General features: G+C 59.5%; 17 protein-coding genes. 6 read left to right on the plus strand and 11 right to left on the minus strand.

What is annotated here, in order from left to right; genetic code table 11:
* The first annotated feature begins 8 nt into the window (after positions 1–8).
* On the plus strand, positions 9–404 hold the full coding sequence (locus tag AC6I7J_RS22220; RefSeq protein ID WP_071813627.1) for a GFA family protein: 396 nt from the start codon (positions 9–11) through the stop codon (positions 402–404).
* Here AC6I7J_RS22220 and AC6I7J_RS22225 read toward each other — a convergent pair.
* On the minus strand, positions 380–1,126 hold the full coding sequence (locus AC6I7J_RS22225; protein WP_021508818.1) for a metallophosphoesterase: 747 nt from the start codon (positions 1,124–1,126) through the stop codon (positions 380–382). The genes AC6I7J_RS22220 and AC6I7J_RS22225 overlap by 25 nt on opposite strands.
* Positions 1,127–1,272: 146 nt before the next feature.
* On the opposite strand from AC6I7J_RS22225, the gene AC6I7J_RS22230 reads away from it, so the two are divergent.
* A complete protein-coding gene (locus AC6I7J_RS22230; protein ID WP_222986936.1) occupies positions 1,273–2,013 on the plus strand; it encodes a GntR family transcriptional regulator in 741 nt (246 codons plus the stop codon).
* On the opposite strand, the gene AC6I7J_RS22235 is transcribed toward AC6I7J_RS22230, so the two are convergent.
* The 8 genes from AC6I7J_RS22235 to AC6I7J_RS22270 form a co-directional block, all read right to left on the minus strand.
* The gene (locus AC6I7J_RS22235; RefSeq protein ID WP_498007360.1) at positions 2,000–2,980 is read right to left on the minus strand and encodes a PfkB family carbohydrate kinase; all 981 of its coding nucleotides are present in this window, start codon (positions 2,978–2,980) and stop codon (positions 2,000–2,002) included. The genes AC6I7J_RS22230 and AC6I7J_RS22235 overlap by 14 nt on opposite strands.
* Positions 2,967–3,989: an ADP-ribosylglycohydrolase family protein gene (locus tag AC6I7J_RS22240; protein WP_199188989.1), complete on the minus strand. Its 1,023-nt coding sequence runs from the start codon at positions 3,987–3,989 to the stop codon at positions 2,967–2,969. Before AC6I7J_RS22240 ends, AC6I7J_RS22235 begins: the two co-directional genes overlap by 14 nt.
* Positions 3,990–4,006: 17 nt before the next feature.
* Complete coding sequence (locus AC6I7J_RS22245; RefSeq protein WP_498007361.1) at positions 4,007–5,281, minus strand: nucleoside permease; 1,275 nt, start codon at positions 5,279–5,281, stop codon at positions 4,007–4,009.
* A 501-nt stretch (positions 5,282–5,782) separates the two neighbouring features.
* Positions 5,783–7,093: an MFS transporter gene (locus AC6I7J_RS22250; RefSeq protein ID WP_021508813.1), complete on the minus strand. Its 1,311-nt coding sequence runs from the start codon at positions 7,091–7,093 to the stop codon at positions 5,783–5,785.
* Positions 7,094–7,201: 108 nt separating this feature from the next.
* Positions 7,202–7,840: an isochorismatase family protein gene (locus AC6I7J_RS22255; protein WP_215481112.1), complete on the minus strand. Its 639-nt coding sequence runs from the start codon at positions 7,838–7,840 to the stop codon at positions 7,202–7,204.
* 9 nt (positions 7,841–7,849) lie between these two features.
* Positions 7,850–8,602, minus strand: coding sequence for a maleate cis-trans isomerase family protein (locus tag AC6I7J_RS22260; RefSeq protein WP_338671246.1), 753 nt, complete (start codon positions 8,600–8,602; stop codon positions 7,850–7,852).
* The gene (locus AC6I7J_RS22265; protein WP_021508810.1) at positions 8,599–9,420 is read right to left on the minus strand and encodes an alpha/beta fold hydrolase; all 822 of its coding nucleotides are present in this window, start codon (positions 9,418–9,420) and stop codon (positions 8,599–8,601) included. The genes AC6I7J_RS22260 and AC6I7J_RS22265 overlap by 4 nt, the downstream gene beginning before the upstream one ends.
* On the minus strand, positions 9,417–10,565 hold the full coding sequence (locus AC6I7J_RS22270) for an FAD-dependent monooxygenase (RefSeq protein ID WP_058758938.1): 1,149 nt from the start codon (positions 10,563–10,565) through the stop codon (positions 9,417–9,419). Before AC6I7J_RS22270 ends, AC6I7J_RS22265 begins: the two co-directional genes overlap by 4 nt.
* Before the next feature lie 322 nt (positions 10,566–10,887).
* On the opposite strand from AC6I7J_RS22270, the gene AC6I7J_RS22275 reads away from it, so the two are divergent.
* The 4 genes from AC6I7J_RS22275 to AC6I7J_RS22290 all read left to right on the plus strand — a co-directional run bounded on the left by AC6I7J_RS22275 (position 10,888) and on the right by AC6I7J_RS22290 (position 16,614).
* The gene (locus tag AC6I7J_RS22275) at positions 10,888–11,940 is read left to right on the plus strand and encodes a 2,5-dihydroxypyridine 5,6-dioxygenase (RefSeq protein ID WP_125311089.1); all 1,053 of its coding nucleotides are present in this window, start codon (positions 10,888–10,890) and stop codon (positions 11,938–11,940) included.
* A gap of 78 nt (positions 11,941–12,018) precedes the next feature.
* Complete coding sequence (locus AC6I7J_RS22280) at positions 12,019–12,480, plus strand: MarR family winged helix-turn-helix transcriptional regulator (protein ID WP_021508807.1); 462 nt, start codon at positions 12,019–12,021, stop codon at positions 12,478–12,480.
* Between the two features lie 43 nt (positions 12,481–12,523).
* Complete coding sequence (locus tag AC6I7J_RS22285) at positions 12,524–13,051, plus strand: (2Fe-2S)-binding protein (protein WP_370586261.1); 528 nt, start codon at positions 12,524–12,526, stop codon at positions 13,049–13,051.
* On the plus strand, positions 13,045–16,614 hold the full coding sequence (locus AC6I7J_RS22290; RefSeq protein WP_498007480.1) for a molybdopterin cofactor-binding domain-containing protein: 3,570 nt from the start codon (positions 13,045–13,047) through the stop codon (positions 16,612–16,614). Before AC6I7J_RS22285 ends, AC6I7J_RS22290 begins: the two co-directional genes overlap by 7 nt.
* 21 nt (positions 16,615–16,635) lie before the next feature.
* On the opposite strand, the gene AC6I7J_RS22295 is transcribed toward AC6I7J_RS22290, so the two are convergent.
* Together AC6I7J_RS22295 and AC6I7J_RS22300 are read right to left on the minus strand one after the other, a co-directional pair.
* A complete protein-coding gene (locus AC6I7J_RS22295; RefSeq protein WP_241798127.1) occupies positions 16,636–17,220 on the minus strand; it encodes a nucleotidyltransferase family protein in 585 nt (194 codons plus the stop codon).
* Positions 17,221–17,273: 53 nt separating this feature from the next.
* Complete coding sequence (locus tag AC6I7J_RS22300) at positions 17,274–18,650, minus strand: aldehyde dehydrogenase family protein (protein ID WP_498007362.1); 1,377 nt, start codon at positions 18,648–18,650, stop codon at positions 17,274–17,276.
* Positions 18,651–19,087: the final 437 nt, after the last annotated feature.

Consider the following 19,087-nt stretch of genomic DNA (forward strand, 5'->3'; position numbering starts at 1 on the left):
GAGAAAAAATGAACGGAAGTTGTCTCTGTAAACGTGTGCGCTACGAATGCGATCGCCTGGCGGGCAGCATTACGCATTGCTGCTGTCATACCTGCAGGAAAGCGCACGCCGCCGCTTATACCTCCACAGCGCGCGTGCGGCGTGAGGATTTCAGGTGGACCCAGGGAGAAGAATTTCTGACGGCATTTAACTCTTCCCCGGATAAGTTGCGTTATTTCTGTTCAGTCTGCGGCTCTCATCTGATGGCTGAAAGACCTCATCAGAGCCACGTGATTCTGCGTGTGGCCACGCTGGACGACGATCCCGCTCAGACACCGGTTTCCTATATCTGGTGCTCGCACAGCGTCCCATGGCTAACAGAACGCGACGATGTGCCTCATTATGAGCAGGATAAAGAAACATGATGACTGGTCAAAACGCCGCGGGCGAAACGGTGCACCATCAGTGCCGGTAGATCATTCACCGGAGGAACCCGCTGGCTGCCAAACCACAGCGGGTTCGCCGGGCAAATTGAGCCACAAATATAAGCCGGAACCCCTGCAAACATGCCTGCTGCGGGCCGGTGCACATGCCCGGCTGCAATAGCCAGTATTCTGGCCCGGTTGCGTCTGAGGATCGACTCAAGCTTATCAAGCCCGCGACACATTGATTCATCCAGCGTCGGTATGCCCGATGCGATAACCGGATGATGCAGAAAAAGCAGCGCTGGCAATCCATGCGTATCGCTGAGTTGTCTTTCCAGCCATTCCAGATGATCCCCGACGCTGCCAAAATTCTGTTTATTCACCGTGGAGTCCAGCCCCAGCATACGCAATCCGCCCATATCCTGAACAAAATGCAGCGCGTCTGCCGGGGTGTTTTTCGCCCAGTGATTTTCATGCCATGTCGTTTGCATGAGTCGTCGATCATCGGCGTTGCCCGGCAATATAAATGCAGGGTAATGCTGCTGGCGCAGTTGCTCAGCTATCTGCCAGTAACCCTGCCGCCACTCGCCATCAACAAGATCGCCCGTTAACACCAGCACATCCGGTTGCACATGAGTGAGCCACGCCAGTGCCCGCGCCAGGCGCAGCAGGTGATCATTGTCCGGTGCGGCATGGATGTCTGAAATCTGAGCGATTAACATAATGTCTCCGGAAATACACAAGCGAACCAACAGGGCCGTCTGGCAGCATAGCACCCGCACCGTCACGCGACGCTGGCTGCGCGCCGCATTAAAATTCAGTATTATAGCGGTTCCTGCCGCTGACCCGAGTGAGTGCCCTGCCCGCTATGACTGACCACAATGCGCTGTTGGCGCGGTTGACCACCACGCTGGCGACAGAGAGTCGCACGCCACTGTATAAACGCTTTGCCAGCGCGATTAAAGAGGCAGTGCGCGATGGCACGCTGGTGCACGAGGAGATCCTGCCGGGCGAGCGCGAGTTCAGCCAGTCGCTTAACATTTCACGCATCACCGTGCGTAAAGCCATGGACGAGCTGGAAAAAGAGGGCGTCGTGTTCCGTTCCCGCGGCTACGGCACGCAGATTTGCAGCCAGTTTGAATATTCACTCAAAGAACCAAAAGGATTGTCGCAGCAGGCGGTGTTGCGCGGTAAAACGCCGGACACCGTGTGGATCAACAAAAGCAAAATTGCCTGTAGCGCAGAGATCGCCGAAAAGCTGGGGCTGAGTACGGGCAGCGATGTCTATCTGCTGAAACGTATTCGCTATGTCGACCGCCAGGCGGTCTCGGTTGAAGAGTCGTGGGTGCCGGCGCGTTACATCGCCGATGCCGGTGAGATTGGTATTTCGCTGTATGACTATTTTCATCGCCAGCAGATCCTGCCGGTGAAATCCCAGAGCCGGGTCAGTGCGCGTATGCCGGACGAAGCCCTGCAGCAGCAAATTGCCCTGCCCGCCAATGTGCCGGTGCTGGTGATTAAGCAGCTGGCACTCGACGCACAGGGCAATCCGCTGGAGTACAGCATCAGCTACTGCCGCAGCGATATGTACGTGTTTATTGCTGAGTAAGGCGTTGCTGCCAGTAAGCGCGCAGTGTGGCACGATCGGGCGCACAGTCGCCGCCGCGCCGGGAAACCACATACGACGCCACTGCGTTGCCCAGCGCAACGCTCTCCGCCAGTGACCAGCCGGACGCTAATCCCGCCAGTAATCCGCCAGCATGGCTGTCGCCCGCGCCGATAGTATCGACCACCGTAGTCGCCAGTGCGGGCACCCAGCCCTGCGCCTCAGCGTCGATGTATCCGGCACCTTCGCTGTCCAGCCTTAACACCATTGCACCGCCAAACTGCTGCTGCCAGCGCGCCATCAGCTGATGGGCGTCGAAAGGTTCAGATGCGCGCAGACGCTCATGCCACAGCAGCTCCGCTTCCTGCCTGTTCACTGTAATCAGTGGCTGCAGCGCCATGATACGCGCAAACTGCGCCTCGCCGATGTCCGCCAGCCGCGGGCCAAAATCCACCAGCAGCTGATACGGCAGTGCCTGCTGCTCCAGCCAGTCGATCAGCACCTCGCCGCTTTTGCTGGTGAGCTGATAACCGGAGAGATAGATCCAGCGCTGCGCCGGCTGCGGCAATGTGCGCAACAGCGCGGCGCCCCACTGGTTTTCCACGCCACTGACGGAAAGAAAGGTGCGTTCGCCATCCGGCTCGACCAGCGCCAAACACCAGCCATTATCACCGTGCGCATTTTCCAGTACGCTCTGCACACCGTATTCCGCCAGCTTTTGTCGCACGATACTGGCCCAGATACCGTTCCCCAGCGGCAGCGCGTTGATAGAAGGAATGCCGAGACGATGCAGCGCAATGGCGACGTTAAGCGCACAGCCGCCAACGTTCACGCCCTGCTGATGCAGTTCGATGTCGCTGCCGCGATACGGCAACGTCCAGGCATCGGCAATCACATCCACTACCGCCGCCCCCACCACGCACACCGGCAACCGGCCCGCCAGCCGTGACAGATCGTCAGGCGTCAGCATAGGCGGCCTCGCGCTGCTGGCGGAAACGGACAAACGCACGGCTGTAATGGGTGAAATCCAGCGCGTTAGCGGCATCCAGCTCCGCTTTTAGCTGCGCATCGATCGCGTCGATACCGTGCAGCGCGCCGCAAATGGCAACCGCCATCGCGCCGATGGTATCCGTATCGCCGCCCAGATTGGCGCACAGAATGGCGCAGCGGTTGGGATCGGTGGCTGCCAGTTCGACCATAGCGATCGCTGCCGGTACCGATTCAATGGTGCTGGTGCCGGTACCGACCAGATCGTAGATCTGCTGCATGGTCGACTCGGTGCCCCTGCCCTGCGCCACCACCTGCAACGCCAGTTCGATGCGGGCCGCCATCGCCGCACTGAAAGTGGTGACGCGCCGCTCCTGCGCCGCGCGGGCAATCGCCGGCAGTTCGTCACGAATCGTTGCCCAGTCGCTACCGTCAATCGCGCGGGAGATTGCCCAGGCGATCGCGGTGGCACCGGCAATCGCCACGTCGGATTTGTGCGTCGGGCTGGAGGCCAGCGCGACAGCGTCAATAAAAGCCGGCAGGTCACGTGCTGGTAGCAGACAGCCCAGCGGCGAGACGCGCATCGCCGCGCCGTTGGTCAGGCCGTTGTTTTCCAGCTGCGCCACCGGCGTACCGTTTTTCAGCGCGTTAAGCGCGATTTTGGAGGTGGGTCCGAGCACATTTTTGTTAAAGGCATCAAACGCTTCCGCCCAGCGCAGAATATTGACGCCGATGGTTTCCGCATCAATTTCGCCGTCGTGACTGATAATGGCATCGGCCAGCGCCAGCGCCATTGAAGTGTCGTCAGTGAAAGCCGCCCGGCCAAAGTAGCAGGCGGCATTGTTTTCTGCCGGGCCGGGCAGGAAGCGATCGATCCAGCCGAAGTGCTGTTTCACTCGGCTGCGGGGCCACAGTTCCGATGGCATGCCCATCGCATCGCCCAATGCCTGGCCGTAAAATGCGCCCAAAATCCGTTTTTCCTGGTGTGTCATCGTCATGGTTACATCTCTTATTTATGGCTGTCAGCGGTTGCTGAGTGTTCAAAAGCGGTTAATTCATCACTGCGTTTTTTGCCGTCGCGGAACAGAACGATAAAGGCGATGGTGATGATGACTATCATCACGCTGCCAAACATCCACATTCCCGCCCAGTTGAAGGTCTGACCGTTGCACGGCTGGTCATACGCGAACATCTCCTGCATCAGATAGCCGCCGAGGCGGTAACCCAGCAGGCTGCCGATGCCCTGACAGGCCAGGGTGATCAGGCCCTGCGCAGCGTTACGCATCGCCACCGGCGCTTTCTTATCCACATAAATGTAGGCGGTGATGAAGTAGAAGTCGTAGCTGACGCCGTGCAGCAGAATGCCCATAAACAGCAGGCCGAAGGTCAGCAGGTTTTGATCGCCGCCGAACACAAAGAACACGTAGCGCAGCGCGGCGGTGACCAGGCCGAGCAGCAGCACTTTGCCGATGCCGAAGCGTTTAATGAAGAACGGCAGCGCCAGCAGGAAGAAGATTTCTGATACCTGGCCGAGCGTCATCCAGCCGGTGGCGTGTGGCAGACCGACTTCGGTCAGATATCCCTCAGCGAAGATGTAGTAGAACGCCAGCGGCATACTGAACAGGAATGAACAGACGAAAAATACGAGGAAGCTGCGATCTTTCAGCAGATGCAGTGCGTCGAGGCCGAGCGCCACGCGCAGGCTGAACTTGCCGGTGCTTTTGGGTTCGGTGGCTGGCAGGGTCAGGGCGAACAGGCCAAGCAGCAGCGAACTGGCCGCGGTGATCAGCAACGGTACATTGCTGGCGGAAATATCGCCAAAGCCGAGCAGCGGCGGCAGAAAACCGCAGGCGATGCCGGAGGCGATCCAGCCGATAGTGCCCATCACGCGGATGCGCGGATAGTCGCGCTCCACGTCACCGACGTGAGAAAACGCAATACTGTTGGTCAGCGCAATGGTCGGCATATAGGTGAGCGCATACAGCAGCAGCAGCGGAAAGAAGCTGCTGAAGTGCGTCTGCTGTGCGGCAAAGAACATCAGAATCGCGCCGGCGATGGTCAGCAGCGATAACACTTTCTGTGCCTGGAAGAAACGGTCAGCCAGCGAGCCGACCAGAATCGGTGACAGGATGGCAGCGATGGAGGTACAGGCGTAGCACCAGGCGATCTCAACTGGCGAAAAGCCGTTTTTGCTGAGAAACGCCCACAGCGGCACGAACCATGCCCCCCAGATAAACCACTCTAAGAACATCATGAACGACAGCTTTGGAATTGTAGTTTTCATCGAAATAGACTCCCCGGTGTTGGTAGAACCAATCTAGCACCAGAATAGATACCTTTATAATACCTTTAGCTGATAGTTTGAGCTATCCCACAAGATTTTTACCTTATGGATAACCGATAAGCGAGGAGGATTGGGTGCGGGTGGGCGTGACGGTCTGGCGGGGTGTGGAGCTGCATTCTGCGGCTGTGAGGCGGTCGCCATGAATGGCGACCCTACGGCGATAATTGCAACGAAATGCGCACGGTTTTGTAGGGTGCGCACCTGGTTATGCAGATTATGCAACCAGGCCGCCATGAATGGCGACCCTACGGCGATAATTACAACGAATTCGCACTGTTTTGTAGGGTGCGCATTGATGCGCACCTGGTTATGCAGATTATGTAACCAGGTCGCCATGAATGGCGACCCTACGGCGATAATTACAACGAATTCGCACTGTTTTGTAGGGTGCGCATTGATGCGCACCAGGGAATAACAAGTGCTTTAACGCGCAGGTATCTTCTACCGATTCACCAGCTTCGCTGGCAGCGCGACCACCAACAGCGAGCTGAGCAGCAGACATACGGCGAAGAACCACAGCGCGCCGTTGCTGCTGCCGGTGAGATCCAGCGCCACGCCCATCACGGAATTACTCACCAGTCCGGCGATATTGGCGATCGAACAGGCCAGCGCAAAACCCGCCGCGGCTGCCGTGCCTTTCAGGAACGTAGCGGGCAGACTGAAAAACACCGGCACCGCCCCGATAATCATCGCCTGCGCAATTGAGAACAGCAGCACGGTCATCGCCACGTTATGAGCAAAGAAGGTGCTGGTCCCCATCGCTGCCGCGCCAATAATAAACGGAACAATGATGTGCCAGCGGCGTTCACGCAGGCGGTCTGAGCTGGCACCAATCGCCAGCATACCAATCAACGCCGCCAGACTGGGGATCGCCGTCAGATAGCCAATGGTGGTGATATCGGTGGTACCGGCATTCTTAATAAAGGTCGGCATCCAGAAACCCATGGCGTAAGCGCTGAGCAGAATTGAGAAGTCGATGCCGCCGAGCATCACTACGCGGATATTCAGCAGACCATCGCGCAGGCTGTGTTTCAGCCCTTTGGCGTCACCTTCGTCGCGCGCCAGTTCGCGTAGCACCGCCTGCTTCTCACTGCTGCTGAGCCAGCTGGCGCTCTCGACGCTGTTCGGCAGCAGCCAGAACGTCAGCACACCCAGTAACACGCTGGGCAGGCCTTCCAGCAGAAACAGCCACTGCCAGCCGCGCATGCCGTAAACCTCATGAAAATGCCCCATGATCCAGCCGGAAAGCGGTCCGCCAATCAGGCTGGAGAGCGGCAGGCCAATCATAAACAGCGCAATGATGCGGCTGCGGCGCCACGAGGGAAACCATTTGGTGAGATAGAACAGCACGCCAGGCAGAAAACCGGCTTCGGCCGCGCCGAGGAAAAAGCGGATGATGTAGAACTGGGTCGGCGTTTGCACCAGCAGCGTGGCGGTCGAGAGCAGGCCCCAGGTAATCATAATGCGCGCGATCCAGATCTTTGCGCCGACCCGCTGCAGGATCAGGTTGCTCGGCACTTCAAACAGGATATAGCCGACAAAAAACAGCCCGGCACCCAGACCAAACGCGGTCTCGCTCAGCGCCAGATCGCTCGCCATCTGTAGCTTGGCCAGGCCGATATTGATGCGATCAAGGTAGGCCGCGAGATAACACAGGCAGAGAAACGGAATCAGCTTCCAGGTGATTTTGCGATAAATCGAAGCGGTGTCTTCGGCTGCCAGCGCAGCAGGACGGGTTGAAACGTCAGTCATGGTGTTCTCCGGGCGCAATAACCCCGTCGTCGGGGAGATGTTGTTATGCGTCTCAGCCGCAGCCGAAACGGACTGTTTGTGCGCACTCCGTGCAGGTGAAACGCGCCCTTAACGGGCGCTGAACTTCCCGAGATACTCCAGCGCCGCGGCTTTACTTACCACGTCGCCATATTTACTGTCGATATCAAACAAATTGGCCTGATGCGGCGCATCATGGCGATCGCCCACGCATTCGCGCACCACCATGGCGCGAAAACCGTATTGCAACGCATCCACTGCGCTGGCGCGGATGCAGCCGCTGGTAGAGCAGCCGGCGATCAGCAGCGTATCAATGCCCTGCGCCACCAGCATCGATGCCAGAGACGTGCCAAAAAACGCGCTGGCATACTGTTTGGTGATCACCACTTCTGCGGCAAGCGGCTGCACCGCCGGACAAAACTCAGCCAGCGGATTGCCTTCCACCATGTCACGCATTACCGGAGCTTTCTGCACCCAGATCCCGCCGTCCTGCTGATGCTGCGGGTGGTAGCGAATCTGCGTATGGATCACCGGAATCGCGCACTGGCGCGCCGCCGCCAGCAGGCCCTGTGCGGCGGCCACCGCTTCCACCACGCCCGGGGCAAACAGCGCGGCACCCGGCGTGGTGTAGCCCTGCAGAAAGTCGATCATCAGCAGCGCCGGACGCTGACCAAAACCGATGCGGTTGCCCCAGACACCGGCGTAGTTATCACTAACACTCTGGCTCATGCTTTCTCCTTACCACGCACCGGACAGCAGTGCGCCCGCGCCCGGCACCACCGGCTCCAGCTCCAGCGCCTTCAGCAGAGCGTACGTGGTGGCAATGGCGGCCGTAATTACCGGCTTGCCGGTCTGCGCCTCCACTTTTGCCACCGCCGGCAGCGATGGCATCTGCACGCAGGCCGACAGCACCACCACATCAACATCCGTCAGCGTCATGTCCGCCACGATGCCAGGTAAATTGGCCGGGTCGTGGCGGGAGACGGCGAGGTTATCGGCAATTTCCAGCGCGCGCCACTGCTTTACCTCAATCCCTTCGCGCTGGATGTAATCCACCACCAGCTCGGTCAGCGGCTTCATGTAGGGCGCTACCAGCGCGATCTTCTTCGCGCCCATAATATGCAGCGCATCGACCAGCGCGCCGGCACTGGTGATCACCGGTGCCAGCGCCTCGTTGTCGCGCGTGACCTGCGTCAGGCGCTGCTGCGACTGGCGATGATAGCCCGGGCCCATCGCCATGATCGCCACCAGACAGGCATAGCCGAGCACGTCAACGCGCGCGTCGGACAGCTCCAGCGCACAGCGGTCGGACTCTTTATCCATCGCCGCCAGTTCATCTTTATTGACATGCTTCATGCGCATACGGCTGGAGTGGAAGGTAAACCGCTCCGGGCGAATCAGCTGGCGCGCCTGCAGCATGGCGGGAATTTCGGTTTCCATGGTGATGTTGGAACTCGGCACAATCTGGCCGATACGATACGAACGCGTCATGGCTGCGTCTCCGGAGTCAGTGAGGGGCCAAGGAAGGTGCCAAAGGCATTGAAGAAACCGTGAAAATCATCCCACGGGATCATGTGACCAGCGCCGGCTACCCGGCTGATCTCAATGGTCGGCAGCAGCTCGCGGATTTCGGCTTCATCTTCCGCCTGAATGACGCCGCCCTTGCCTGCCACCATCAGCAGGGTTTTTGCCGGCAGCTGAGGGAAATATTGATGGATATCGAGCTGGTGAAAATCGTCATAGGCGCGACGGATGGCCGGCGTATAGCAGGTATGCAGCCACTCGGCGCGCAGCTGACGCTGGTCATCGCTCCAGGCCGGGCAGTATTGCTTCATGGCTTCAGCATCCATGCCGCGCTGCGCGTCGCGAATGGAATCTTCATACCACGGCCACTGACCCGGATAGAGACGCCGGCCCGGTCCGGAAACCGGCGGATCGATCAGCGACAACGACAGCACGCCGGCCGGCTGTTTCACCGCCGCACGCATGATGAAGCGCGCGCCCATCGAATGGCCAACCAGGTGATAGCGCGTCAGCCCCAGCGCATCCGCGAAGGCGTTGATGTCATCGGCGCAGCTCTCCATGCCGTAATCCAGCCCTTCACCACTGCTGGAGAGCCCGCGACCGCGCACGTCCAGTACCCAGGTATCAAAATGCTGCGCAAAAACTTCCGCCACAAAACCCCAGGTGATTGCCGGGCTGGTGATGCCCGGTACGAGGATCAGCGCGGGCCCGCTGCCGCCGTAGCGCAGATAGTGCTGGCGAATGCCGTTGGCCTGTACCTGACCGCCGTGCATAAAACGGCTCATGAGGTCACCTCGCTTTTCAGCGGCGCGGCAAACACGTCGTAGCCGTACACCCAGGCCGGATCTTCCTGGGTGCGCAGGAAAGTATTGGCATTAGAGACGGCCTGCACGCGCGACGCACGTTCTTTGCGGTTGGCTTCATACAGACGGAATGCGGTGCGATAATCATCAAGACCGGTTTCCGTCAGGCAGCGCGACAGCATGGCGGCATCTTCGATGGCCATCGCAGCGCCCTGCGCCATGTGCGGTTTCATGGGATGGCAGGCATCACCCAGCAGCACAATGCGCCCTTCGCTCCATACCGGCAGCGGCTGGCGGTTGAGCAGCGGCCATTTGGTGACCGATTCGCTGCACTCGATCAGCGCCTGTACCACCGGATGGTAGTGACCAAAGGTTTCCAGCATCTCCTGCTGACTACTGTCAACGAAGCTGCCTTTGATATCCCACGCCGGGTGCGGCACACCGGAGACGTAATAATATTCGTCGCGCGCTTTGGTGGTGTAATAGACCATCAGATGACGATCTTCAGACCACCACTTCACGCAATCTTCAAAGCTGAGGTTGTATTTGCGCAGTTGTTCGCCACGGATTAGCGCACGGTGCGCCACCCAGCCGCTGTAAGTGGGCGCTTCCACCCCCAGCAGATGCTCACGCAGTTTTGAGTTAATGCCATCCGCGCCAATCACGATATCCGCGCGCGCTTCGCTGCCATCCTGAAAACGCAGCACCACATCGCTGCCGCTGTCTTCGACGCTGCTCAGGCACTTACCGAACTGGACGCTGCCCGGCTGCAGACTGGTCATCTGCATGGCCTGCAAATCGCCCCGGTGCACCGTGACATAAGCCGCACCGTACTCTTTGCGCGCATAAGCGCCCAGCGGAATGCGTGACAAATACTCCCCGGTCTCGCCGTCGCGGCTGAACCAGAAATCGGGATGCGAAGCCAGATCCTCCAGCTGCTGTTCGATACCCATGCGGCGAAACACCTTGAGCACGTTCGGCCCCATGTGGATGCCGGCACCCAGACGGGAGAAAGCCGGGCTTTGTTCGTAGACCGTGACATGAAATCCCGCTTTCTGTAACAGCGAGCCGGCGGCAAGCCCGCCCAGCCCGGCGCCGATTACCGCGATGCGTTTCATATTGCTCATATTTTCCTCTCACACAGACGCTGATTTGAAGGTATGCACGCGGATAAACGATCAAACCCGACAGTGAATTTATAGTGCATACACTTTAATTATTGAGGTTATGACACTGTTAAAAGCAACCGTATTTACAGTGAAAACTCGATAACATGATGTTAATCACAGCCTGATGATAAGGTTAAATAGGCTTTTCTTATGTCAAAAAGAAATGCTTGCACTGTTCTTCGCAACACGTCTATAACAAACACATAAAGCGTATTCGCTATAAATAGCTGAAGTTTTGCGCAGCAAATTGTCTGACATCTAACCCTGAGAGGAAACCGCTATGGCAGTAAATCAGAGCCAGTTAGGCCAGATGTTCGAGCAGGTTTTACGGCTGTCGAAAGTCGACGCCAGCCAGAGTGTCGCCATCCTGAAAAGTCACTATTCCGATGCACGCACCGTGCAGGCAGCCACTGATGCTGCACTACGATTGGGCGCGAAGGTGTACTGCGTTGAGCTGCCGGCCTTCAATCACCCGACGGCAATGGGTAACGACATGACCGCCTACTGTGGTGATACCGCGCTTACCGGCAACATTGCCGCGCAGCGCGCGCTGGAAGCGGCGGATCTGATCGTCGATACCATGATGCTGCTGCATTCGCCGGAGCAGGAACAAATCCTGAAAACCGGGACACGAATTTTGCTGGCCGTCGAGCCGCCGGAAGTATTGGCACGAATGTTGCCAAACGAAGAGGACAAGTCGCGCGTGCTGGCTGCGGCGGCGGTGCTGGAAAAAGCGCGCATGATGACGGTGAAATCGCCGGCTGGCAGTGATTTTCGTGCCCCGCTCGGCCAGTACCCCACGGTAACGGAATATGGCTACGCGGATGAGCCAGGCCGCTGGGATCACTGGCCGAGCGGCTTCCTGTTTACCTGGCCGAATGAAGATCAGGCTGAAGGCGTGCTGGTGCTGGACGTCGGCGACATCCTGCTGCCGTTTAAATCTTACGCGCGTGAACGCATCACGCTGGAGATCGAGAAAGGTTTTGTCACCCGCATTCACGGTGGCTTTGAAGCCGAGTATCTGCGCGATTACATGCGCTACTTCAACGATCCGGAAGTGTACGGTATTTCCCACATCGGCTGGGGGCTGCAGCCGCGCGCGCAGTGGACGGCGATGGGGTTACACGACAAAAACGACGGCATGTGTATGGACGCGCGCGCCTTTTACGGCAACTTCCTGTTTTCGACCGGACCGAACACTGAAGTGGGCGGTAAGCGCAAAACGCCGTGCCATATGGACATTGCTCTGCGCCGCTGCGACATCAAAGTGGACGATTTGCTGGTGGTGGCGGAAGGTGAAGTGGTGGCACCGGAGGCCTCACGCGCGCGTTAATCGTGCGCAGGGAACGGCTGTCAGCGCAGTGACAATGCATTACACTGCCTGACAGTTTCCGGGAAAAAGGATAAAGGCATGTCGCATCAGCAGGATCCGCGCGCAGACCAGCGCTATGACTATACCGAGCAGGTTGGCCATCTGTTGCGCAAGGTGTATCAACGCCATGCGGCGATTTTTCAGCAACACGTCGGTGATTCACAGATCACCGCCGTGCAATTTATTACCCTCTGTGCGCTGCGCGATCGCGGTCCGAGCGCACAGAACGATTTAGTGCGTTATACCGCCGTCGATCAGGCCACCATTCGCGGTGTGGTTGAGCGTCTTAAGGCGCGCGATCTGGTCAGTCTGGGTCCCGATCCCACCGACAAACGCAAAGTGATTGTCATGCTGACCGATGCAGGACACCGCCTGATTGACAGCACGACAGACAACGCGATGCGCATCACCGAAATGACTTACGGGCAGCTGAATCCGGCCGAACGGGTCGCGCTGATTTATCTGCTGAAGAAAATGCTGGACGATACGAGCCAGCCCTAACCCGGGGCGCTTAGCCGCCTCGCTAAGGCGGTTAATAATGAAAATGCTGGCACATCAGACTGCCACACCGGTTTCACCTGCATCCACGTGCCATTACGCCCTTGAGGTGAACGGTGCGACTCACCCCATCAGCAGCTATCGCGATACCTCGCTGCTGCTGGTGCTGCGTAATCAACTCCAGCTTAACGGACCCAAATATGGCTGCGGCCTGGGCGAATGCGGCGCCTGCACCGTGCTGATCGATGGCGTTGCCGCGCGCGCCTGCGTGATCCCGGCGTATGGCGTGCGTCAGCGCGCTATCACCACGCTGGAAGGCCTGGGCAACCGCGACGCACTGCACCCGGTGCAGCAGGCGTTTATTGAGGCGCAGGCCGCACAATGCGGTTACTGCCTTAACGGCATGATCATGACCACCGCCGCGCTGCTGCGCGCTCAGCCCTGCCCTGATGACCGGCAGATACGTGCGGCGCTGAGCGGTAATCTATGCCGCTGTGGCACCCATCAGGAGATCCTGTGCGCGGTGAAGCGCGCCATCACCTTATGCCTGCAGCAGGCGGAGGCGGCATCATGAGTGCGGCTAACGTCCCCACGCAGCAGCAGTTGCTGGCAGCCAGCGACGTCCTGTTGATTGTCGATGAGATTCAGCCGCCGCCGGGGCTGGTGCCCAAAGGCCAGACGCCGACGCTGAAAGCCAAAGAGCGCGCACTGTTTCTGGCTATTGACGGTTCCGGCCGCGTCTGGGCCTTCAATGGCCATGTCGATCTCGGCACCGGGGTGAAAACCGCGCTGACGCAAATCGTCGCCGAAGAGCTCAATCTGCGCATGGATCAGGTACAAATGGTGCTGGGCGATACGCTGCGCGTGCCCAACCAGGGTGCCACCATCGCCAGCGCCACGTTGCAAATTTCTGCCGTACCACTGCGTAAAGCGGCTGCAACGGCGCGCCAGTGGCTGTTACAGCAGGCCGCCGCGCGCTGGCAGCTGCCGCTGGAGAGCATCACGCTGGACGGCGGTTTCCTGCAGCACCCCAGCGGGGTGCAATTGTCATTTGCCGAACTGGTGCAGCAGCAGCGCAGCATCGTGCCAATTGATCATCAGGTTACACTCAAGCCCGCCAGTGAATATCGCCTGGTTGGTACCAGCTCGGCGCGGGTGGATATTCCCGCCAAAGCCACCGGCGAACTGACGTGGGTGCATGACCTGCGCGTGCCCGGTATGCTGCACGGCCGGGTCATTCGTCCACCGTATGCGGGCTATGACACCGGCAGCTTTGTCGGCACCTCATTGCTCAGCATTGACGAAAGTTCGATCGCGCATCTCGAAGGCATCGTGAAAGTGGTGCAGATCGCGGATTTTGTCGGCGTGGTGGCCGAGCGCGAGGAGCAGGCCATCGCCGCGATGGACGCGTTAAAGGTGCGCTGGAAGCCGTGGGAACACAGCCTGCCGGACCTGCGCGATATTGAACAGGCTATTCGTGATAATCCCCGCACCTCGCGCGTGGTGCATGACAGCGGTGAAGTGGATGCCGCGCTGGCGAATGTCGCGCAGCGTTTTACCCGCAGCTATGTCTGGCCCTATCAGTTGCATGCGTCGATTGGCCCTTCCTGTGCGGTGGCCGACTATCAGCCTGATTCGCTGCAGGTGTGGAGCGGTACGCAGAATCCGCACCTGCTGCGCGCCGATCTGGCATGGCTGCTGGAGAGGCCGGAAGAGACCATTGAAGTGAACCGCATGGAAGCCGCCGGTTGCTATGGTCGCAACTGCGCCGATGACGTGGCCGCCGATGCGGCGCTGCTGTCACGCGCAGTAGGCCAGCCGGTGCGGGTACAGCTGACGCGCGCCCAGGAACACGTGTGGGAACCGAAAGGCACTGCACAGCTGATGGAGGTGGACGGCGGGCTGGACGCGCAGGGCAATCCGCAGGTGTATGATTTCACTACGTCTTATCCGTCCAACGGCGCACCCACCCTTGCGCTGCTGCTGACCGGCCGCGTCGATCCGGTGGCGCTGGCGTATGAAATGGGCGATCGCACCTCCATTCCACCTTACGATTTTCCCCATCTGCGCGTCACCATTGAGGACATGGCGCCGATTGTGCGCGCCTCGTGGATGCGCGGCGTTTCGGCCCTGCCCAACACCTTTGCCCATGAATCCTATATGGATGAGCTGGCCCACGCGGCAGGCGTCGATCCGGTGGAGTACCGGCTGCGCTACATTCAGGACGATCGCGCCGCCGAGCTAATGCGCTCCACCGCTGCACGTGCAGACTGGACGCCGCGCACCGCCATTCAGCAGACCGCCAGCGAACCCGGCATTTTGCGCGGACGCGGTTTTGCCTACGCACGCTATATTCACAGCAAATTTCCCGGCTTCGGCGCCGCCTGGGCTGCCTGGGTCGCGGATGTCGCGATTGATAAGCAGAGCGGCGAGATCGCCGTTACGCGCATCACCGTGGGCCATGATGCCGGCATGATGATCAACCCGGAAGGGGTAAAGCATCAGATTCACGGCAATGTCATTCAGTCCACCAGCCGGGTGCTCAAAGAACAGGTGACGATTGAAAGCAACCTGATCGCCAGCCAGGAATGGGGCAGCTACCCGATCCTGACGTTTCCGGAAGTGCCGGATATCGACGTGATGATGGTGCCGCGCCCGCACGAACCGCCGCTGGGCGCGGGGGAATCCGCGTCGGTGCCCAGCGCCGCGGCCATCGCTAACGCGGTGTTTGATGCCACCGGTATCCGTTTTCGCGAATTGCCCATTACCGCTGACAAACTGCGTCAGGCGCTGAACGGCCCCGATCCGCAGCCGGAGCCACAGCTGGCGGCACCGGCCCAAGCCGTCCGCCGCCGCAGCCGAAAATGGGCGCTGGGTGGCGTAACAGGATTGCTCGGTCTCGCCGCTGGCGTGGCGATCAACGCGCTGCCGTGGCGCGCACCGATTGCACCCGTGACACCCCCGGCTGCCGGAAGCTGGTCGGCGGAGATGCTGGAACGTGGCCGTCAGGTGGCCGCCGCCGGTGACTGCGCGGTATGCCATACCACGGAAGGCGGTGCGACCAATGCCGGCGGCCTGAAGATGGAGACGCCGTTTGGCACGCTGTACACCACCAACATCACGCCGGATAAACAGACCGGCATCGGCAGCTGGTCATTTAACGCCTTCGATCGCGCCATGCGCCAGGGTATCAGCCGCGACGGTCATCATCTCTATCCGGCGTTTCCTTACACCAGCTTTCGCCAGCTGAGCGAAGGCGATATGCAGGCGCTGTACGCCTGGCTGATGTCGCAGCCGGCGGTACAGCAGGCACCAGCAGAAAACCAGATGCGCTTCCCCTATAACCTGCGCTTCCTGATGGCGGGCTGGAACGCGCTCTACCTCGGGCGCGGCGAATTCCAGCCTGACCCCCGCAAAAGCGCCGAATGGAATCGCGGTGCCTATCTGGTGAACGGAGCCGGACACTGCGGTGCCTGCCACTCGCCGCGTAATTTGCTGGGCGCGGAAAAACGCGGGGACAATTTCCTCGCCGGTGGCTGGGTCGACGGCTGGGAAGCGCCCGCGCTTAATCAGCTGAGTAAAGCCCCGCAGCCGTGGACGGCGCAGTCGCTGTATAACTACCTGCGCAGTGGTTACGATGCGCAGCACGGCGTTGCCGCCGGACCAATGGCTCCGGTGGTAAGCCATCTCGCCACCCTGCCGGAAGCCGATGTGCGTGCCATGGCCAGCTATCTGGCAGACATTAATGGTCAGGCAGCGCGCCCTGTCGCTGTGCCGGCGGCAAAACCGGCATGGAACACTGCTGCGGGGGAACGGCTGTTTAAAGGCGCCTGTCAGGCCTGCCACAGCGCCAGCGAGGGCGGACCGCAGTTGTTTGGCGTCAGCCCATCGATGGCCAACAGCAGCAGCATAACCAGCGCGACGCCGGATAATCTGTTACAGGTGGTATTGCACGGTATCGACAAACCGGCAACCGATGCGCTCGGTTATATGCCTGGCTTTGCCGCCAGCTTGTCGGATAAGCAGGTTGCAGATATTGCCGCCTGGCTGCGCCAGCGCTACGCACCTGACCAACCTGCGTGGCAGAATCTGAGCGAAAAAGTGGCGCAGGTGCGCGCTAATCCCGGCAGCCACTGACCCAGTCAGGCGTGCTGCCGGTTAGCGGCTTGCGCTGGATCGCGGCAGATCCGCGTCGCGGATCGTGCCCTGATGGGCCGGCAGAGTGATGAGAATGGCCGGGTCGAGCAGCGCGCGGGCACCGCTGTCGCCCTGCAGTTGAGCGAGCGCCGCGCCATAGTGCGCGGCAAATCCCACCGGGTGGCCCGGCTGGTTTTGCCAGCTGAGCCGCACCTGCGGCGCACCGTTGCGCAGCGCCTGCGCCACGCATTGATGATCCTCCGCCCTCACCCACGCCATATCACCCGGTACGATCAGCCAGCCATGCCAGTGGGCGGTGGCCCGCACGCCAGCGGCAATGCTTTCACCGCTACCGGCGCTGGCAATAGTGCAGGTCGCGACGCCGCACTGCTGTGCCAGCTGTTGAATAGCGCGATCTTCCGGCCGGATAATAAGGAGAAGCGGCAAACCGCTGCGCTGCGCCTGCTGCAGCGTCAGCTTCAGCAGCGGCTGAGGCACGCCATTATCGTCAGGATACGGTGCCAGCAGTTTATGCCCGGTACCGCCGGCCTGACGAAAGCGGCTGCCGAGACCGGCAGCAAGGATGAGAATGCCTGGCGTCTGCATACAAGGATTGCTTCCGGAAGTTGGGGCGCACAGTATGGCGCGCCCCGGCCGGGTTAGCGACGGTTTTTCCACACCGTCTGGATGTTACAGAACTCGTGGACGCCGAAGCTGGAGAGTTCGCGGCCATAACCACTCTTCTTCACGCCACCGATAGCGACGCGCGGATCTGAGGCGCCGTTGCCGTTGATAAACACCGCGCCGGTTTCCAGCTGTTCTGCCAGTTCCTGCGCCAGCGCTTCATTGCCGCTCCACACGGTAGCGCTCAGGCCAAACTCGCTGTCATTCGCCAGCTGCAGTGCATGTTGCGCATCGCGCGCGACGGTGATCGCCGCCACCGGCCCAAAGATCTCCTGACGAAAAGCGGTCATTGCAGGCGTGACGTCGGCAAGAATGGTTGCCGCATAATAGTTGCCGACGCCCTCGATCTTGTGGCCGCCCAGCACCAGACGTGCACCCTGTTGCAGGGTTTCCTGCACCTGATGATCCAGTTCATCACGCAGATCGTAGCGTGCCATCGGACCGATATAAGTCTCTTCCTGCAGCGGATCGCCCACTTTCAGTGCCTGCACGGCTGCGCTGAAACGCGCCTCAAACGCTTCTGCGATGCTCTCTTCAATGATGAAGCGTTTGGCTGCCATACACACCTGCCCGCTGTTCTGGTAGCGTCCTGTGACCGCTGAGGCCACTGCTGCATCCAGATCGGCATCCGCCAGCACGATAAAAGGATCGGCGCCGCCTAACTCCAGCACGGTTTTTTTCAGTACCGCACCGGCCTGAGCGGCGATAGCCCCACCAGCACGAACGCTTCCGGTCACGGCGATGGCCGCGACGCGCGGATCTTTAATGGCGGCAGAGACACCGTCGTTATCGACGTTGATCACGTTGAATGCACCACGCGGCAAATCGGTTGCGGCAAACAGTTCCTGCATCAGCCAGGCGCAGCCCATGACGCTTGGAGCGTGTTTCAGCAGGTAGGTGTTGCCCGCCAGCAGCATGCTGACCGCGCCGCGCAGGACCTGCCAGTAAGGAAAATTCCACGGCATCACCGCCAGGATCACACCGAGTGGACGAAACGATTGCCAGGCCTGCTGGTTTTCCACCAGCGTGGGCTGATCGGCCAGCATTGACGGTCCGTGTTCAGCATACCAGTCACACAGGCTGGCGCATTTCAGGACTTCGGCACGCGCCTGCGCAATGGGTTTACCCATTTCCAGCGTCGCGAGCGTAGCCAGTTGCTCCTGACGCTGGCGCAGCTGCTCACCCAGCTGACGCAGTACCTTCACGCGCTGTGCCATCTCTGTGTTACGCCACTGCGCAAAGGCGCTGGCGCTTTGCTGTAAAGCCGTTTCCAGCTCGGCTGCACTCTGCAGGGGATAAGTGGCAATGATTTCGCCGCTGGTGGGATTACGTGAAATAACGTGATCAGTCATAGGATGCCTTCGTCAGATAATCGGGTTGATCAGAGTGAGGTCTACCTTACGCCAGCCATCAGGTGATGAAAAATGAATAGATGAGAGCAAGTTGTTCACCTGAAATGAATTGAGAGGCAGCGCAGGCCTGAAGATTTTCACTTTCCACCCTCACAGGGTGATTTAAAGACGTAAGCGAATAATCTGCAGGTTACGCTTATCAGCATCAGTCGCCTCAACGGGTTATCCACTTATACAGTGACTAGATCTTAAAGAAAGATCATAAAGAGATCTAAAAGAGATCCTAAGAGATCCCCGATCGCGGCAGGCCGCACCCGACAAGGGCTGAGAAGGTGATCGTGTTCACTATAATCAGTAAAGTATCCACTATAGTCAGTACTTTATTCACTATAGACAGTAGAATGTTCACTATAAACAGTGTTAATGTTCACTGTAAT

The sequence above is a fragment of the Type-C symbiont of Plautia stali genome, from assembly GCF_059730935.1.

Excerpts from the sequence above, each read along its gene's own strand:
- AC6I7J_RS22265 (WP_021508810.1), bottom strand. The coding sequence starts at position 9,420 with ATGAGCCGTTTTATGCACGGCGGTCAGGTACAGGCCAACGGCATTCGC.
- AC6I7J_RS22240 (WP_199188989.1), bottom strand. The coding sequence starts at position 3,989 with ATGACACACCAGGAAAAACGGATTTTGGGCGCATTTTACGGCCAGGCA.
- AC6I7J_RS22250 (WP_021508813.1), bottom strand. The coding sequence starts at position 7,093 with ATGACTGACGTTTCAACCCGTCCTGCTGCGCTGGCAGCCGAAGACACC.
- AC6I7J_RS22300 (WP_498007362.1), bottom strand. The coding sequence starts at position 18,650 with ATGACTGATCACGTTATTTCACGTAATCCCACCAGCGGCGAAATCATT.
- AC6I7J_RS22255 (WP_215481112.1), bottom strand. The coding sequence starts at position 7,840 with ATGAGCCAGAGTGTTAGTGATAACTACGCCGGTGTCTGGGGCAACCGC.
- AC6I7J_RS22230 (WP_222986936.1), top strand. The coding sequence starts at position 1,273 with ATGACTGACCACAATGCGCTGTTGGCGCGGTTGACCACCACGCTGGCG.
- AC6I7J_RS22285 (WP_370586261.1), top strand. The coding sequence starts at position 12,524 with ATGCTGGCACATCAGACTGCCACACCGGTTTCACCTGCATCCACGTGC.
- AC6I7J_RS22275 (WP_125311089.1), top strand. The coding sequence starts at position 10,888 with ATGGCAGTAAATCAGAGCCAGTTAGGCCAGATGTTCGAGCAGGTTTTA.
- AC6I7J_RS22235 (WP_498007360.1), bottom strand. The coding sequence starts at position 2,980 with ATGCTGACGCCTGACGATCTGTCACGGCTGGCGGGCCGGTTGCCGGTG.
- AC6I7J_RS22245 (WP_498007361.1), bottom strand. The coding sequence starts at position 5,281 with ATGAAAACTACAATTCCAAAGCTGTCGTTCATGATGTTCTTAGAGTGG.
- AC6I7J_RS22270 (WP_058758938.1), bottom strand. The coding sequence starts at position 10,565 with ATGAGCAATATGAAACGCATCGCGGTAATCGGCGCCGGGCTGGGCGGG.
- AC6I7J_RS22220 (WP_071813627.1), top strand. The coding sequence starts at position 9 with ATGAACGGAAGTTGTCTCTGTAAACGTGTGCGCTACGAATGCGATCGC.
- AC6I7J_RS22280 (WP_021508807.1), top strand. The coding sequence starts at position 12,019 with ATGTCGCATCAGCAGGATCCGCGCGCAGACCAGCGCTATGACTATACC.
- AC6I7J_RS22260 (WP_338671246.1), bottom strand. The coding sequence starts at position 8,602 with ATGACGCGTTCGTATCGTATCGGCCAGATTGTGCCGAGTTCCAACATC.
- AC6I7J_RS22225 (WP_021508818.1), bottom strand. The coding sequence starts at position 1,126 with ATGTTAATCGCTCAGATTTCAGACATCCATGCCGCACCGGACAATGAT.
- AC6I7J_RS22295 (WP_241798127.1), bottom strand. The coding sequence starts at position 17,220 with ATGCAGACGCCAGGCATTCTCATCCTTGCTGCCGGTCTCGGCAGCCGC.